Here is a 15,701-nt window from a genome sequence, read left to right as displayed (position 1 = left end):
TGAACCCAGACAAAAAAGGGCGCTTATAGCGCCCTTTTTGGTAGATGGGGTGGCAGATAAAGACTGAGATAAGCATCAAACACGCGCATGCCTTCCTCGGCCATGCGCGGGGTGATTTCGCCGTGCAACTGCACAGAACGCGCGTACACCCGATCACCCAGCTCCATCGCCAAAGCGAACACATCCACATCCTCCGGCAACTGCGGCAGGGGAAAGTGACGGTCGAACAACACCTGCATGGCCTGCCCCAACTCAATGTCGTGCTGGCGATCGGCCTGAGTCACTTCAGCCAGACCGTGTTGGGCCAGAATCAGCTGGCGCGCAGCGGCATCGGCGGCGTAGATATCCAACATGCGCTGCTCGACCAGCCGCGACAGGTCGCGCCAATCGCGTAGCGAGTCATGCTCGATCGGTTCCTGCAAACAGGCGCAGAAGGCAGCGTGAATATCCGCCGTCAACGCTTCGAGCAACGCCGGCACGCTGGCGAAGAAGTGATACACCGAAGATGGCGGGATCTGCGCGCGCTCGGCCACGCTGTAGATCGACAAGCTGGCAACGCCCTGCTCGGCCAACAACTCGCGAGCGGCGGCAAGAATCCCGGCAATACGGCTCTGACTACTGGCGCGGGGTTTACGAGCAACAAGTGGGCGTGACATGGCGAGACTCGGAGCAAGAAAATAGGGCCGGATGATATTTCGCCGCCTACCCTACACCGAACCCGTAGCCCGGATGAAATCCGGGAACGGTTTTACACACAATAAATGTTCCCGGATTGCATCCGGGCTATCAGAGCGATGTAGGGTGAATGCCGCTGTTTTCATCCGCCCATGCAGCGGTGGATGGATGAAGCGTCATCCACCGCACGCAGTTGCAGACCTCGTGAATAAGCAGAAAACCTACAGAGCATTAAGGTCTGCGGAACCTGCCTGCTCTTCGTCAGTCGCGGTTAACCACGCGCGCCGCGCACGCCTTCAGCCAGCGCTGCACACAGGCTCAGCACGCCCTCCACCGCCTGCTCGTTACTGCTGGCATTGGCGATCTGGTCGATCAGCGCCGAGCCAACCACTACGCCTTCAGCCAAGCGGGCGATGGTTGCAGCGTGTTCCGGGGTGCGGATACCGAAGCCGATGCACAGCGGCAGATCAGTGTGACGACGCAAACGAGTAACAGCCTGCTCGACGTGATCCAAGGTGGCCGAGCCGGCACCGGTCACGCCGGCTACCGAGACGTAGTAAACGAAGCCAGAACTGCCGTTGAGTACCTTGGGCAAGCGCTTGTCGTCGGTGGTCGGGGTGGTCAGGCGGATAAAGTCGAGGCCGGCAGCCTGGGCCGGATCGCACAGGTCGACGTTATGCTCTGGCGGCAGGTCGACGACGATAAGGCCGTCGACACCCGATTCCTTGGCCTCGGCAATAAAGCGCGCCACGCCGTATTTGTGAATGGGGTTGAAATAGCCCATCAACACCAGCGGCGTGACCTGCTCGCCTTCACGGAACTCACGAACCATCTGCAGGGTTTTCGCCAGGTCCTGGCCACCGTCTAGGGCGCGGATGTTTGCCAGCTGGATCGCCGGGCCGTCGGCCATTGGGTCGGTGAAGGGCATGCCCAGCTCGATCACATCGGCGCCAGCTGCCGGCAGCCCCTTGAGAATGGCCAGGGAGGCGTCGTAGTTCGGATCACCAGCAGTGACAAAGGTCACCAGCGCGGCGCGGTTCTGTTGTTTCAGCTCGGCAAAGCGGCTCTGTAGGCGGCTCATGCGTGCTTCTCCTGTTGTTCCATGTGGTGCACGATGGTTTGCATGTCTTTGTCGCCACGCCCGGACAGGTTGACCACCATCAGATGATCCTTGGGCAGTTTGGGCGCGCGTTTGAACACTTCAGCCAATGCGTGGGCGGTTTCCAGGGCCGGGATAATGCCCTCCTGGCGGCAGCAAATATGGAAGGCTTCCAAGGCTTCGTGATCAGTCACTGAGGTGTACTCGACGCGGCCAACCTCATGCAACCAGGCATGCTCTGGGCCGATGCCCGGGTAATCGAGGCCGGCGGAGATCGAGTGGGCGTCGATGATCTGGCCGTCGTCGTTCTGCAGCAAGAAGGTGCGGTTACCGTGCAGCACGCCCGGCACGCCGCCATTCAGGCTGGCCGCATGCTTGCCGGTTTCGATGCCATGGCCGGCAGCTTCAACGCCAATGATCTTCACGTCCTTGTCGTCAAGGAAGGGGTGATACAGGCCGATGGCATTCGAGCCACCGCCGATGCAGGCAATCAGGCTGTCGGGCAGGCGGCCTTCCTGGGCCAGCATCTGATCGCGGGTTTCCTTGCCGATGACGGCCTGGAAGTCGCGCACCATCGCCGGGTACGGGTGTGGACCGGCCACGGTGCCGATCATGTAGAACGTGCTGTCGACGTTAGTCACCCAGTCGCGCAGGGCTTCGTTCATCGCATCCTTGAGCGTGCCGGTGCCGGCGACTACCGGAATCACGGTGGCGCCCATCAGCTTCATACGGAGCACGTTGGCATGCTGGCGATGGATATCGGTGCTGCCCATAAAGATCACGCATTCCATGCCGAAGCGCGCCGCCACGGTGGCGGTAGCCACGCCGTGCATGCCCGCGCCCGTCTCGGCAATGATGCGTTTCTTGCCCATGCGCTTGGCCAGCAACACCTGGCCGATGCAGTTGTTGATCTTGTGCGCGCCGGTGTGATTCAGCTCTTCACGCTTGAAGTAGATTTTCGCGCCGCCGCACATCTCGGTCAGCCGCTCAGCGAAATACAGCGGGCTGGGACGACCAACGAAATCACGCTGGAAGTAAGCCAGCTCCTTCTCAAACTCGGGGTCGAGCTTGGCCTTCTCGTATTCGGCGGCCAAGTCGTGGATCAGCGGCATCAGGGTTTCGGCAACGTATTGGCCACCGAACGAGCCGAACAGGCCGTTGGCATCAGGGCCAGCGCGGAAGGAAGTCATGGCGTTCTCCTTGGGAAAGTGGAGCTGTAGTGCGCGGGTATCACCCACTCCTCTACGGCAATGGGCACAGGATAAAGCTGTGGCGCGCACGACAAAAGCGATAAGATCGCCTTGATATGTTAGGAAAACTCACACATGAGCCACAATCTTCCTCCACTTAATGCGTTGCGTGCCTTTGAAGCAGCCGCGCGCCTGAGCAGCGTCAGCCTGGCAGCGGCCGAGCTGCATGTCACTCATGGGGCTGTCAGCCGGCAAATTCGCACATTGGAAGAACACCTAGGCCTGGCGCTGTTCAGCAAAGATGGTCGTGGCCTTAAACTCACAGATTCCGGCCTGCGCCTGCGCGATGCCAGCAGCGAAGCATTCGAGCGACTGCGCACGCTCTGCGCCGAGCTGCAGCAGGGCCAGGCCGACGCCCCCTTTGTGCTGGCCTGCCCGGGCAGCTTGCTGGCGCGCTGGTTTATTCCGCGCCTGGATCGGCTTAACCGCGAGTTACCGGAACTGCGCCTGCAACTGTCGGCCAGTGAAGGCGAGCTGGACCCGCGCCGCGCCGGGGTCGATGCCACCCTCTGGTTTGCCGAGCCGCCCTGGCCCGCCGACATGCAGGTATTCGAACTGGCCGCCGAACGCATCGGCCCGGTGCTGAGCCCACGTTACAGCCGCTTCACCGAGCTGCATCAAGCACCAGCCGCCCTGCTGCTGAGCGAGCCGCTGTTGCACACCAGTTCGCGCCCCCAGGCCTGGCCCAGTTGGGCCAGCAGTAATGACCTGGATGGCTCAGCCTTAAAACTTGGTCAAGGCTTCGAACATTTGTACTACCTACTGGAAGCCGCCGCTGCCGGCCTCGGTGTGGCCATCGCGCCGCAACAACTGGTAGCCGATGACCTGGCAGGCGGTCGTCTGGTTGCGCCCTGGGGCTTTGTCGAAACCTCCGCACGCTTGGCACTTTGGGTGCCGATACGCAGCCGCGATGGCCGCGCCGAACACTTGGCGCAGTGGCTGCGCAAGGAGCTGGAGCGCTAACGGCCAGCACCGACAACCAGGCAGCCCAAGTGCGACTAATCTGAACTTTAACGTTCACGGGCAGGACTCATTACATGAACCCCCCTGTTCAGTCACCTGGGAGAGCTGCAATGTCCGATCACCATACGTACAAGAAAATCGAAATCGTCGGTTCCTCGAAAAACACTATCGAGGAAGCGATCAACAACGCCCTGGCCGAAGCGGCCAAATCCATACGCCACCTGGAATGGTTTGAAGTAACGGAAACCCGCGGGCATATCGTCGACGGCAAGGTCGGCCATTACCAGGTCACCCTGAAAATCGGCTTTCGCATGAGCAACAGCTAGCTTACGCCAAGCAACCTGGCCACTGCATAGCGGCGGCCCGGTTGCACACGCCACACAACACCGCCTGCCCGACAAACATCCTCGGCCCTTGGAATCCGCTGAACCAACCCCACTATCTAACTCAGGTATTGGCGTATCAACGCGCCCATGCAACGGAAATTAATCAGGCAGGGCCGATGAACGCACTCGCACAGAGCAAATTTTCCACCCTCGATCTCGCGCCGATTCGCGACGACGGTAACGCTGCCCAGGCCCTGCATAACTCGCTGGCACTGGCGCAGCATGTCGAGCGCCTGGGCTTCGAGCGTTTCTGGGTGGCCGAGCACCACAATATGGATGGCATCGCCAGCGCGGCCACCTCGGTGTTGCTCGGTTATCTGGCAGCCGGCACATCGAGCATCCGTTTGGGCTCGGGCGGCGTGATGCTGCCCAACCACGCCCCCTTGGTGATCGCCGAGCAGTTCGGCACCCTGGCCACTCTGTATCCGGGCCGCATTGAACTGGGGCTGGGTCGTGCGCCAGGGGCGGATCAGTTCACCGCCCAAGCCCTGCGCCGCGACCGCATTGGCAGCGCCGATGACTTCCCCGCTGATGTTGAAGAGCTGCAGCGTTACCTCGGCCCACGCACGCCGGATCAACGGGTGATTGCCATGCCTGGCACCGGCACCAATGTGCCGATCTGGTTGCTCGGCTCCAGCCTGTTCAGCGCCCAGCTGGCCGGCGAAAAAGGCCTTCCTTACGCCTTCGCCTCACACTTCGCGCCGCGTTATATGCATGAGGCGATCCGCGTCTACCGCAACCACTTCAAGCCATCTACGGTGCTCGACAAGCCGTACGTGATGCTCGGCGTACCGTTGATTGCCGCCGACAGCGATGAGCACGCCGAATACCTGGCCACCTCAGCCTACCAGCGCATTCTCGCCCTGCTACGCGGCCAGAGCTTGGTGCAGAAACCACCGGTAACCAGCATGCAGGGGCTGTGGTTACCGCATGAGAAAGAAGCGGTGAGCGGCTTCCTCGGCATGGCCATGATCGGCGGCCCGGATAAAGTCCGCGCGCGCTTGGAAATGCTGCTGGAGCAAACCGGCGCCGATGAGCTGATCTTTACCTGCGACCTGTACGACTTCGCCGACCGTTTGCATGCCTTCGAGTTGGTCGCGCAAATGCGCTAACAGGCTGTTGAAAACTACCTACGTTGGCAATCCTGCGTTAAAAACGGCCTCAAAATGCTCATTTACAACAGTAAACTCCGCTTTTTCGGCCGTTTTTGCCTTGTCTTGCCGGCCTCGCCTACGTTTTCAACTGCCTGTTAGGACTTATTTTCGAACTTGTGCCGCCCGACCCGGCTCTCAACCCTATCACCCACATGCAGGAGACGCCCGATGAAGAAGACAGCATCAGCCCACTGGCAAGGTGGCATCAAGGATGGCAAAGGTACGATTTCGACCGAAAGCGGCGCACTGAATAAGGTGCCCTATGGTTTTAACACCCGCTTTGAGGATCAACCGGGCAGCAACCCGGAAGAGCTGCTCGGTGCAGCCCACGCGGGCTGTTTCTCCATGGCACTGTCCAAGGAGCTCGGCGACGCCGGGATGACCGCTGAAAGCATCGAAACCCGCGCCGAAGTGACCCTCGACAAACAGGACGGTGGCTTTGCCATCACCGCCGTGCACCTGTCCTTGCGGGCGAAAATCCCCGGCGCGGACCGCACTGCTTTTGAAAAAGCCGTGGAAACGGCCAAGACTGGTTGCCCGGTCTCCAAGGTATTGAACGCCGAAATCACCCTGGAAGCCGTGCTGGATAACTGATTCGCGTCGCGCTTTAGGTGCGCGCGATTAGAAGGTGCCGCAACGTAGCACCTTGCCGCGCGCCAGCACATTGCGCTGGGCATCGTAGAGCCAGGCCTGGGCTTTCATTTGCAAAGGCCTGGCCTCCAACTGATAGCGTTGACCGGCCACAAAGCTGTCATAACGCAGACGAATCTCGCAGGTCACCTGCCGAGGTTCGTCTGCGCCATCCAGGCCACCGCCATTGGTCACCTCAAACTGAAAGCGCGCTTGTAACTCATGAGCCCCCACGGGCACCTGGAAGTAGCGGCCATCATTCAAGCGCTGACCATCGAGCCGGTCTGCCATCAACAAACTGCCGGCATTACTGCGCAGCTGAACCCAGGCCTGACTCGGATCAGGTGAGGGTACGGGTGAGGCGCAAGCACTGAGCACCAGCACAGCGCCAAACAAAGCCAAATACCGCATAAAACACCTCCACAAATTGCCACAACCCATAGCCTACGCCGATCTCGCGCTGGAGACAGCCGAGCCGATGCGCTAGCGTGGCTGCCTGACCAATCACGGGTAACCCTCATGCCTGACGCCCTACGCTGGCTTGCGCTGACCGCCACGGTGCTACTGAGCGGGTGCAGCACCCTCGATTATTACAGCCACCTGGCCAAGGGACAGTTGCAGCTGCTGCAGGCACGCGAACCGATTGCCGGGCTGTTAGAAAATCCGGCTACCGACCCCAGCCTCAAACAGCGCCTGGCCCTGGCTCAGCAGGCGCGGACTTTTGCCAGCGCTCAGTTGAGCCTGCCAAACAACGATAGCTATCGTCTGTACGCAGATATTCAGCGGCCTTTCGTGGTGTGGAATGTGTTTGCCACCCCAGAGTTCTCTCTGTCGCCCGAGCTGCACTGCTTCCCTATCGCCGGTTGTGTGGCCTATCGCGGCTTTTACAGCCAAGCTCGGGCGCGCGGTGCCGCCGCGCTGCTCAAGCAACAGGGCCTGGACACCTATCAAGCCGGTATTGAGGCGTACTCGACCCTCGGCTGGTTCGATGACCCGCTCCTCAACACCATGTTGCGCTGGAGTGATGAGCGCCTGGTGGCGGTGATTTTTCACGAACTGGCGCACCAACAGCTGTATGTCGCGGACGACACCGCCTTCAACGAATCCTTCGCCAGTTTTGTTGAACACGAAGGCCTGCGCCAGTGGCGCACCAAACAGGGCCTCCCACCCAGCGACCCGCAGGGCGAACAGCAGCGCGAGCAGTTTATTGCACTGGTACTGAGCAGCCGAACACGACTGCAGCAGCTGTATGCCAGTGAACTGCCGCCTGCGCAGATGCGCAGCGAAAAACAGGTGGAGTTCACCCGCCTGCGCGCCGAATACCATGCGCTAAGCAAGCGCGAGTGGGGCGGTAACGGGCGTTACGATGACTGGATCAATGCGCCGATCAACAACGCCAAGCTGCTGCCATTTGGCCTCTATGATCGATGGGTGCCGGCCTTTGCTGCATTGTTCGAGCAGACCGGGCGTAACTGGCCACACTTTTATCAGCGCGTCGCGGCGTTAGGAAAACGCCCCGCCGCCGAGCGACAGCAGATCCTGGCGTCGTTATCGCCAGGTACTTAGAACTTAGGTAGCTAAAACGCACTCCAACGACTGTCATTTCTGTTCACGCAAAAGGACCTATGCCATGAACAAATTCGCCCTTGCCGTACTGCTTGGCCTGCTCAGCAGCAGCGTATTAGCCGCGCCAAAGCCCTGCGAAGAGCTGCGCGCCGAGATCGAAGTGAAAATCCAGGCCGCAGGCGTTGCCAGCTATACCCTGGAAATCGTGCCCAATGAAGACGCTCAAGACCCCAACATGGTGGTCGGCAGCTGCGACGGCGGCACCAAGAAGATCATCTACCAGAAAAATGGCTAACCGTAGGTCATAGGCTGGGTTAAGCGCAGCGATATCCATGCAGCCTATGCGATGGGTTGCGCCGCAACGCGTCTAACCGCGCGGCCCGACCCATCCTACGCTTCACCCCACAAACGCCTGGTGCAGCTCGGCCAGGCTGTGGAAGTGATAGGTCGGCGCCTGCGCCTGCAATTCAGCAAAGCTGCCAAACCCATAGCCCACCGCAGCGGCATCCAGACCGTTACTGCGCGCACCGATTAGGTCGTGTTCGCGGTCACCAATCATCAGCGTTGCTTCGCGCGGCAATTGCTCTTGCTCCAACAGATGGGCGATCAGCTCGACCTTATTGGTGCGTGTGCCATCCAGTTCGCTGCCGTAAATCACTTTAAAGTGCTGAGCGAAACCAAAGTGGCGGGCTATCTGCTCGGCAAACACCGTCGGTTTACTGGTGGCGATATACAGGGTGCGTTGCTGCTCGCCCAACAACTTCAGCAACTCAGGTACGCCCTCGAACAGCTGGTTCTCATACAGCCCGACCTCTCTGAAGCGCTCACGGTAATGATTCACCGCCTGCCAGGCGGTGGCTTCATCGAAGCCATAGCTGTGCATAAAGCATTGCAGCAACGGCGGGCCAATAAAGTGCTCCAGCGCTGGTAGGTCGGGCTCATCAATACCCAGTTTGGCCAGCGCATGCTGCACCGAACGAGTGATGCCCTCACGCGGGTCGGTGAGGGTGCCATCGAGGTCGAACAGAACATTCGAGTAGTCCAACATCAGCTGGCATAGCCTTCCATCAGGTGCTGGTCTTTGAGCCGCACGTAGTTATCGGCGCTGTAGCGGAAGTAGCTGCGCTCTTTGTCGCTCAGCTCGCGGGCTTTTTTCGCCGGGCTGCCGAGGTAGAGAAAGCCGCTCTCTAGGTGACTGCCGGGCGGTACCAAACTCCCGGCTCCGAGCATCACCTCTTCATCAATCACCGCACCGTCCATGACGATGCTGCCCATGCCGATCAGCACCCGATTGCCGATGTTGCAGCCATGCAGGGTGACGTTATGGGCGATGGTGACATCGTCGCCGATATTCAGCGGGTAACCACGCGGGTTGAACGGCCCGGCGTGGGTAATGTGCAACACGCTGCCGTCCTGGATGCTGGTTCGCTCGCCGATGCGGATGCTGTGCATGTCACCGCGAATCACCACCAACGGCCAGACCGAACTGTCCGCGCCGATTTCCACATCGCCCAGAACCACCGCCGAGGCATCAACAAACGCCCGTGAACCGAGCAATGGAGTGAATTGTTGGTAGGTACGAATAGCCACGATAGAAACCTCTTAAGCTGCGTCAGGCCTTGATTGTAATTAAGATGGCACCCATGTTCAGGGTATGCGCGCTGTTTTAACAACGGCCGGTACCCACTCAAGCCTGCCCCTGGGAGTTTTCGCATCCACCTGGGGTCACAGCTACACACCCATTTCGTTACAGGTGACCCGACGTGACTGCCAACAACCCACTGCTGCAAGCCTTCGACCTCCCGCCCTACTCCGCCATTCGCCCCGAGCATGTCGAGCCGGCGGTGGACAGCATTCTGGCCGATAGCCGCGCTGCCATGGCGCGTCTGCTTGAACAACAGTCTGGCACACCCTGCTGGGATGGCCTGGTGTTGGCGCTCGATGAGTTGGGTGCGCGCCTGGGCCAGGCCTGGAGCCCGGTGAGCCACCTGAACGCCGTGTGCAACAACGCCGAACTGCGCGCCGCCTATGAGGCCTGCCTGCCCAAGCTGTCCGAATACTGGACCGAGATCGGCCAGAACCGCCCGCTGTTCCAAGCCTATGAAAGTCTGGCCCACAGCCCCGAGGCCGCCGGCTTCGACGTGGCGCAGAAGACCATTCTCGAACATGCCCTGCGCGATTTCCGCCTGAGCGGTATCGACCTGCCACCCGCCGAACAGCAGCGTTACGGCGAAATCCAGATGAAGCTCTCCGAGCTGGGCAGCACGTTCTCCAACCAGCTGCTCGATGCCACCCAAGCCTGGAGCAAGCACGTTACTGACGAAGCGGCGCTGGCGGGCCTGACCGACTCGGCCAAGGTACAAATGCAACAAGCCGCGGCGGCAAAAGAACTGGATGGCTGGTTGATCACCCTGGAGTTCCCCAGCTACTTCGCGGTGATGACCTACGCCGACGATCGCGCCCTGCGTGAAGAGGTGTACGCCGCCTACTGCACCCGCGCCTCCGACCAGGGCCCGAATGCCGGGCAGAACGATAACACCCCGGTCATGGCCGAAATTCTCGCCCTGCGCCAGGAGTTGGCCAAGCTGCTTGGCTTCGGCAATTACAGCGAACTGTCATTGGCCAGCAAGATGGCCGACTCCACCGAACAGGTACTCAGTTTCCTGCGTGACCTGGCGGCGCGCAGCAAGCCATTCGCGGCCCAGGACCTGAGCGAGTTGCAAGCTTTCGCCAGTGAGCAGGGCTGCAATGATCTGCAGAGTTGGGATGTCGGCTACTACAGCGAAAAACTGCGCGAGCAGCGCTACAGCATTTCCCAGGAAATCCTGCGCGCCTATTTCCCCATCGACAAAGTGCTCAGCGGCCTGTTCGCCATCGTCGAGAAGCTCTACGGCATCCAGATCAAAGAGCTGTCCGGTTTCGACGCCTGGCACCCGGATGTACGCCTGTTCGAAATTGAAGAAAACGGCCAGCACGTCGGGCGCTTCTTCTTCGACCTCTACGCCCGCGCCAACAAGCGCGGCGGCGCGTGGATGGATGGTGCCCGCGACAAGCGCCGCACGGCCGATGGCACGCTGATCAGTCCAGTGGCCAATCTGGTGTGCAACTTCACCCCAGCGGTCGGCGGTAAGCCGGCGCTGCTGACCCACGATGAAGTCACCACCCTGTTCCACGAATTCGGCCACGGCCTGCACCACCTGCTGACCCGCGTCGAGCATGCTGGCGCGTCGGGCATCAACGGTGTGGCGTGGGACGCTGTCGAGTTGCCAAGCCAGTTTATGGAGAACTGGTGCTGGGAGCCGGAAGGCCTGGCGCTGATATCTGGTCATTATGAAAGCGGCGAACCGCTACCGCAGGACCTGCTGGACAAGATGCTGGCGGCGAAGAATTTCCAGTCCGGCTTGATGATGGTGCGGCAAATCGAGTTCAGCCTGTTCGACTTCGAACTGCACGCCACCCACGGCGACGGTCGCAGCGTCCTCGACGTACTCGAAGGCATTCGCCAGGAAGTTTCGGTGCTGCGTCCGCCCGCCTACAACCGCTTCCCCAACAGCTTCGCGCATATCTTCGCCGGCGGTTACGCGGCCGGTTATTACAGCTACAAGTGGGCGGAAGTGTTGAGCGCCGATGCCTTCTCTAAATTTGAGGAAGATGGGGTGTTCAACCGCGCCACCGGTAACGCATTTCGCGATGCGATTCTAGCGCGCGGCGGATCGCAAGCGCCGATGGTGTTGTTTGTCGACTTCCGTGGTCGCGAGCCGAGCATTGACGCCCTGCTACGCCATCTCGGCTTGAGCCAGGAGGCCGCATGAGCGACGCACCGGTGATCAGCGCTAAACGCTTTATAGCCGGGGCGGTGTGCCCGGCGTGCAGCGAAATGGACAAGATCCAGATGTGGAATGTCGACGGCGTGCCGAACCGCGAGTGCGTGGCCTGCGGTTACGCGGACACCTTGGATGAGCGCGGCAATTCGGTGCCAAAAGAACTGCCGACGCGGGTCAATATCAGTGCGCTAAAACCCAAGGCCAGCAACCCTAAGGTGCAAACGGTGCAGTTCTTTCCAAATCCAAAGCTGAAGAAACCGACTGAATAAGCCAGCAGTCAAAGAAGGCCTGCGCGCGCAAGCGCGACAGGCTAGTTACCGCTCGTCATCTGCGCCCGGGACTCTATATATCCCGCAAGCACCTGCTGGTACTCACCGCTGGCTCTAAGGCTCGCCAACCCTGCGTCGAAGCTATCGATAATCGATGCGCCACGTGGGTGATTAAGCGGCACGATCAGGTGCAAAGAGCTGGTACTGATCATGCTGTTGGAGCTGCGCATCTGAGCCGGTGTAGCTCCCACCAGCTGTAGCGCAGCGTCCCCCAGCCGCCGATCAGCGACAAAAAAGTCATCCCGCCCGATCAACACCAACCGCGCGCACTCTTTGATACCAATCGGTGAATGGCGTCTCAGCACCCCTTGATCCAGCAAGTCCTGGATAACCGATGGCGGCTGCCAGCCCAACGGGCTACAGACACTGCGACCCTGCATGATCTGCGCGTCAACACGCTCTATGGGGTCATCGGCGCGACTGAAAATATGTTGTTCAACGACCAACAGCGGAGCCGAATAGAAGTACTCCTGCTCTCGCTGGAGCGTGTGCACATAGGGGAAAGTGGCGTCGTACTCGCCACGTAGCGTTTTTAGATAGCCTCGGTTCCAGGGTTGCCAGTCCAGCGTGCTATCGAGATTTACCTGGGCTAGAGCGGCATGCACAACCTGGGTGAGCATGCCGCCAGCCGGTAATGCTCTCCCGGTAAACGGTGCGTAGTCGTCAGCGGTGACCAAACGCAAGTGCTCGCCAAACGCGCTGTGGCAGCAAAAAAAGCCCAGTAGCAAGCAGCCAAGTCGTCGTGTAAACATCCGTTCTAAGCCTTAGCGCTAAATACCTCGGCGCACATTAAAACTGCAGTGAGTTACCTCTGCAGTGTAGGCCGCTCACTTGCCCTGGCTAATCAAATAAGCTCAACGGCGTTGTAACAGGGCGTTAGGCAGCCACTGACAGCGGCGTTATGACCAGCTGCTGCACCAACCCAGGAGCCTGCTCCACACGCGTCGCCACGGGGTTGAACTGCGCGCCGTGGACTGGCCATCGCCGGGCTGATCAAGCTGGATAGACACCGCCATGTCGAATAACAGAGGCGCCTGCCCTAATGTTTATCCAGCTGTTGTAGGTAGTCCTCAATCAAACGCTGATATTCGCCACTGGCATGCAAGGCGGCCAAGGCCTCATTGAACTGCTCGATAATTGCCGCCGCACGCGGATGGCTACGCGGCACGATCAAGTGCAAGGCGCTACTACTCAGCGTCTCGGTAGAGCGGCGAAAGGCACTCATGGGTGCTCCAGACGCTTGCAAGGCGGTCAAACCAAGGCGGTGATCCGAAATAAAGAAATCATCACGGCCCAGCAGCAACAACTTTGCGCACTCCTTCAGGCCAGCTGGCGAATGGCGTACCAACTGGCCGCGATCGAGCATTTGCTGGAGCACAGGCGGCGACTGCCAACCAAGAGGAAAGCACAAACGCTTGCCGAGCATGCTAGCTATATCTGTAACTTCAATGACCTCGCCAGCGCGGCTGAAAATATGCTGCTGAGGGGTAAACAAGGGCTCGGAGTAAAAGTACTCCTGCTCGCGTTGCACGCTGCGTACATAGGGGAAGGTGGCGTCGTAGTCACCGCGCAGGGTTTGCAGATAGCCGCGATTCCAGGGCCGCCAATCCAACGTATTACTGATCCCAGCAGCGGCCAAGGCTGATTGCACCACCTGGGTCAGCATGCCTCCGGCCGGGAGTGACTCACCGGTAAAGGGGGCGTAATCGTCGCCGGTTACTAAGCGCCAACTGTCAGCTACAGCACTGCTCACGAGCGCCACGCTAAGTAGCAGACAGGCAAATACTCGTCCCTGCATCAGCCCTCAACCTTAGTCATTAGCCAGCCGCTCTCCTTAACCAAGTGTAGGCATAAGCGCCGGTGTGGTGGCTGTCTATTCAAAAAGATCACGCTGCGTGCTGACCTGTTGCGGCACTGCTTGGTGTACCTGCGCGGGACTCAGCGCCAGCCGCTGAGCCAACCCTGCGGATCGCTCGGCACGCGTTGCCACAGCTTCAGCCAAGCGTGGTGGCAAGCCCCAGATTTCCACCTTCTGCTTGGCTCGGGTGATGCCGGTGTAGAACAGGCTGCGGCTAAGCAACGGGCTGGGTTGCTCGGGCAGCACCAGCAGCACTTCGGCGAACTCAGAACCCTGGCTCTTATGCACCGTCATGGCGAAGGCACTATCGTGGCTGGGTAGACGCGCGGGGGCGAAGGGACGAAAGCCGTCCTCGCCTTCAAAGAACACGCGCAGGCCGTACTCGGTATGCAGGCAGATGCCGATATCACCGTTGAACAGGCCGAGGGCGTAATCGTTTTGCCGCACCATCACCGGCCGCCCGACATACCAGCGCTCGCGGCTCGGCACCTGACTGCGGCGCTTGATCCGCGCCTCCAGCGCTTCGTTGATCCCGGCTACGCCCCAAACGCCTTCGCGCTGGGCCGTCAGGGTGCGAAAGCTGTTGAAGGCGGCGAACGCAGCAGCGGCATCCGCGTTTTTCGCCGCTGCCATGTAAGGGACGTAGCCCTGGTCGAGCCGATCAAGTAAGTCTGCCGGCGTGGGCTCGGCGTTCCAGGCCAGATCGCTGCGATCTTCTTTGAGCAGGTTGAGCGTAGCGCTGACATCGCCGCCGTTGATGCGCCGCGCCAGCTCACCGATGCCGCTGTCGCCGGCAAAGCGATGGCTATGGATCAGCAGCACCACGGCATCGCCCAGTTGCGAGCTGGGCTCAGACACCGGAACCGGCTGACCGGTGATACGTTGCAAGTCGGCGGCAGCCTGGGCATCAAAGCCACGCCCTTCGCACAGCTCGGCGAATACCGCGCCGGCTTCCACGGCGCAGAGCTGGTCTTTGTCACCGAGCAGAATCAGCCGCGCCGTCGGCGGCAGGGCGTCGAGCAATTTGGCCATCAGCGCCAGGTCGACCATCGAGGCTTCGTCCACCACCAGCACATCCAACGCCAGCGGGTTGGCCGCGTGATGCCGCACCTGCGGGCTGTCGCCACGGCTGCCGAGCAAGCGATGCAAGGTGCGCGCTTCATCCGGCAGCGCGGCTTTGATCGCCTCGCTGACCGGCAGTGCGGCCTTGGCATTGCGAATTGCTTCGGCCATGCGGGCGGCGGCCTTGCCAGTGGGCGCGGCCAGGCCGATAGCCAAATGCTCACAACCGGGCTGCTCAAGAAGGGCAGCAAGCAGGCGCACCACGGTGGTGGTTTTGCCAGTGCCGGGGCCGCCGGAGATTACCGCCAGCTTGCGCCGTACCGCTTGCGCGGCGGCCAAACGCTGCCAGTCCGGTTGTTGCTGGTTGAAGGCAAATAAGCGGCTGAGACTTTCACTCAGCTGGGTTTCGTCGATCTCCGGCAGATCAGCGGCGCGTTGCAGCAGTTGCGTGGCCAGATGCCGCTCATAGGCCTGATAGCGCGCCAGATAGAGCCGGCCATGTTCGAGAATCAGCGGAGTGAAATCGCCATCAGCACCGACCAGTGCTGAGGCTTCCAACTGCGCCTGCCAGTCCGCCAGATTCGGTAGGTTAAAGGCATGCTCGGGCCAAGGCCGCTGTCCGGCATAACGAGCTAGGGGCAGGCACACATCGCCTTTGTCCAAGGCCATGCAAAGTAGCGCCGCCGAAGCCAACACCACCGGCGACGCCTGCGGATCGAGACGCTGCAGGCTATCGACCAGCGCGCGTTCGAGCGGGCCAAGGGGCAAGTCGGCAAGCGTCATACTCTCCTCCCGTAGGGTGGATGACGCTTCACCCATCCACCGCCAACAGTGGTGGATGAAAAGAGCGTCATCCACCCTACCCAGCCAATCCCTGTCGATCCCGTAGCCCGGATGAAATCCGG

The 15,701-nt window shown here is 60.5% G+C and carries 17 protein-coding genes; 8 read left to right on the top strand and 9 right to left on the bottom strand.

Going from position 1 to position 15,701, the window contains the following annotated elements:
* Positions 1-23: 23 nt before the first annotated feature.
* From D8779_RS08480 to trpB, 3 genes are all read right to left on the bottom strand, one after another.
* Complete coding sequence (locus D8779_RS08480; RefSeq protein WP_136663972.1) at positions 24-656, bottom strand: TetR/AcrR family transcriptional regulator; 633 nt, start codon at positions 654-656, stop codon at positions 24-26.
* Positions 657-946: 290 nt separating this feature from the next.
* Entirely contained in the window at positions 947-1,756 is an 810-nt protein-coding gene (trpA, locus tag D8779_RS08475) for a tryptophan synthase subunit alpha (protein WP_136663971.1), read from the bottom strand.
* On the bottom strand, positions 1,753-2,964 hold the full coding sequence (trpB, locus tag D8779_RS08470) for a tryptophan synthase subunit beta (RefSeq protein ID WP_136663970.1): 1,212 nt from the start codon (positions 2,962-2,964) through the stop codon (positions 1,753-1,755). The genes trpA and trpB overlap by 4 nt, the downstream gene beginning before the upstream one ends.
* Before the next feature lie 135 nt (positions 2,965-3,099).
* Between trpB and D8779_RS08465 the strand changes: the two genes are divergently transcribed.
* The 4 genes from D8779_RS08465 (at position 3,100) to D8779_RS08445 (ending at position 6,121) form a co-directional block, all read left to right on the top strand.
* Positions 3,100-3,987 (top strand): LysR family transcriptional regulator, encoded by an 888-nt coding sequence (locus D8779_RS08465; protein WP_136663969.1) that lies wholly within the window; start codon positions 3,100-3,102, stop codon positions 3,985-3,987.
* 110 nt (positions 3,988-4,097) lie between these two features.
* On the top strand, positions 4,098-4,313 hold the full coding sequence (locus D8779_RS08460) for a dodecin (RefSeq protein WP_136663968.1): 216 nt from the start codon (positions 4,098-4,100) through the stop codon (positions 4,311-4,313).
* 176 nt (positions 4,314-4,489) lie between these two features.
* Positions 4,490-5,485: an LLM class flavin-dependent oxidoreductase gene (locus D8779_RS08455; protein WP_136663967.1), complete on the top strand. Its 996-nt coding sequence runs from the start codon at positions 4,490-4,492 to the stop codon at positions 5,483-5,485.
* 210 nt (positions 5,486-5,695) lie between these two features.
* Complete coding sequence (locus D8779_RS08445) at positions 5,696-6,121, top strand: OsmC family protein (protein WP_136663965.1); 426 nt, start codon at positions 5,696-5,698, stop codon at positions 6,119-6,121.
* Positions 6,122-6,148: 27 nt separating this feature from the next.
* Here D8779_RS08445 and D8779_RS08440 read toward each other — a convergent pair whose 3' ends face one another.
* A complete protein-coding gene (locus D8779_RS08440) occupies positions 6,149-6,568 on the bottom strand; it encodes a PA0061/PA0062 family lipoprotein (RefSeq protein ID WP_136663964.1) in 420 nt (139 codons plus the stop codon).
* Positions 6,569-6,676: 108 nt separating this feature from the next.
* Here D8779_RS08440 and D8779_RS08435 point away from each other — a divergent pair, with 108 nt between their 5' ends.
* Positions 6,677-7,723, top strand: a complete 1,047-nt coding sequence (locus D8779_RS08435) for an aminopeptidase (protein WP_136663963.1) — start codon at positions 6,677-6,679, stop codon at positions 7,721-7,723.
* Positions 7,724-7,787: 64 nt separating this feature from the next.
* The gene (locus tag D8779_RS08430) at positions 7,788-8,018 is read left to right on the top strand and encodes a DUF1161 domain-containing protein (protein ID WP_136663962.1); all 231 of its coding nucleotides are present in this window, start codon (positions 7,788-7,790) and stop codon (positions 8,016-8,018) included.
* A 102-nt stretch (positions 8,019-8,120) separates the two neighbouring features.
* Here the strand turns inward: D8779_RS08430 and D8779_RS08425 are convergent, their stop codons facing one another.
* Positions 8,121-8,768 (bottom strand): HAD family hydrolase, encoded by a 648-nt coding sequence (locus D8779_RS08425; RefSeq protein ID WP_136664467.1) that lies wholly within the window; start codon positions 8,766-8,768, stop codon positions 8,121-8,123.
* Between the two features lie 2 nt (positions 8,769-8,770).
* On the bottom strand, positions 8,771-9,313 hold the full coding sequence (locus D8779_RS08420; protein WP_136663961.1) for a gamma carbonic anhydrase family protein: 543 nt from the start codon (positions 9,311-9,313) through the stop codon (positions 8,771-8,773).
* Between the two features lie 173 nt (positions 9,314-9,486).
* Here D8779_RS08420 and prlC point away from each other — a divergent pair, with 173 nt between their 5' ends.
* Both prlC and D8779_RS08410 read left to right on the top strand, forming a co-directional pair.
* On the top strand, positions 9,487-11,535 hold the full coding sequence (gene prlC, locus D8779_RS08415; RefSeq protein WP_136663960.1) for an oligopeptidase A: 2,049 nt from the start codon (positions 9,487-9,489) through the stop codon (positions 11,533-11,535).
* On the top strand, positions 11,532-11,816 hold the full coding sequence (locus tag D8779_RS08410; protein WP_136663959.1) for a YheV family putative zinc ribbon protein: 285 nt from the start codon (positions 11,532-11,534) through the stop codon (positions 11,814-11,816). Before prlC ends, D8779_RS08410 begins: the two co-directional genes overlap by 4 nt.
* Before the next feature lie 41 nt (positions 11,817-11,857).
* Here D8779_RS08410 and D8779_RS08405 read toward each other — a convergent pair whose 3' ends face one another.
* The 3 genes from D8779_RS08405 to recD all read right to left on the bottom strand — a co-directional run bounded on the left by D8779_RS08405 (position 11,858) and on the right by recD (position 15,579).
* Positions 11,858-12,628, bottom strand: a complete 771-nt coding sequence (locus D8779_RS08405; protein ID WP_136663958.1) for a substrate-binding periplasmic protein — start codon at positions 12,626-12,628, stop codon at positions 11,858-11,860.
* Positions 12,629-12,915: 287 nt separating this feature from the next.
* Positions 12,916-13,629: a substrate-binding periplasmic protein gene (locus tag D8779_RS08400; RefSeq protein WP_240789700.1), complete on the bottom strand. Its 714-nt coding sequence runs from the start codon at positions 13,627-13,629 to the stop codon at positions 12,916-12,918.
* Positions 13,630-13,749: 120 nt separating this feature from the next.
* On the bottom strand, positions 13,750-15,579 hold the full coding sequence (gene recD, locus D8779_RS08395; RefSeq protein ID WP_136663956.1) for an exodeoxyribonuclease V subunit alpha: 1,830 nt from the start codon (positions 15,577-15,579) through the stop codon (positions 13,750-13,752).
* Positions 15,580-15,701: the final 122 nt, after the last annotated feature.

The sequence above is a fragment of the Pseudomonas leptonychotis genome (assembly GCF_004920405.1).
Classification (GTDB): Bacteria; Pseudomonadota; Gammaproteobacteria; order Pseudomonadales; family Pseudomonadaceae; genus Aquipseudomonas; species Aquipseudomonas leptonychotis.
Note: the sequence above shows the minus strand (reverse complement) of the source record. Positions and strands in the feature narration are given on the sequence as shown.

Coding starts and splice junctions, on each gene's coding strand:
- D8779_RS08430 (WP_136663962.1), top strand. CDS start 7,788: ATGAACAAATTCGCCCTTGCCGTACTGCTTGGCCTGCTCAGCAGCAGC.
- D8779_RS08405 (WP_136663958.1), bottom strand. CDS start 12,628: ATGTTTACACGACGACTTGGCTGCTTGCTACTGGGCTTTTTTTGCTGC.
- trpA (WP_136663971.1), bottom strand. CDS start 1,756: ATGAGCCGCCTACAGAGCCGCTTTGCCGAGCTGAAACAACAGAACCGC.
- D8779_RS08440 (WP_136663964.1), bottom strand. CDS start 6,568: ATGCGGTATTTGGCTTTGTTTGGCGCTGTGCTGGTGCTCAGTGCTTGC.
- D8779_RS08460 (WP_136663968.1), top strand. CDS start 4,098: ATGTCCGATCACCATACGTACAAGAAAATCGAAATCGTCGGTTCCTCG.
- D8779_RS08435 (WP_136663963.1), top strand. CDS start 6,677: ATGCCTGACGCCCTACGCTGGCTTGCGCTGACCGCCACGGTGCTACTG.
- recD (WP_136663956.1), bottom strand. CDS start 15,579: ATGACGCTTGCCGACTTGCCCCTTGGCCCGCTCGAACGCGCGCTGGTC.
- D8779_RS08455 (WP_136663967.1), top strand. CDS start 4,490: ATGAACGCACTCGCACAGAGCAAATTTTCCACCCTCGATCTCGCGCCG.
- trpB (WP_136663970.1), bottom strand. CDS start 2,964: ATGACTTCCTTCCGCGCTGGCCCTGATGCCAACGGCCTGTTCGGCTCG.
- D8779_RS08410 (WP_136663959.1), top strand. CDS start 11,532: ATGAGCGACGCACCGGTGATCAGCGCTAAACGCTTTATAGCCGGGGCG.
- D8779_RS08445 (WP_136663965.1), top strand. CDS start 5,696: ATGAAGAAGACAGCATCAGCCCACTGGCAAGGTGGCATCAAGGATGGC.
- D8779_RS08465 (WP_136663969.1), top strand. CDS start 3,100: ATGAGCCACAATCTTCCTCCACTTAATGCGTTGCGTGCCTTTGAAGCA.
- D8779_RS08480 (WP_136663972.1), bottom strand. CDS start 656: ATGTCACGCCCACTTGTTGCTCGTAAACCCCGCGCCAGTAGTCAGAGC.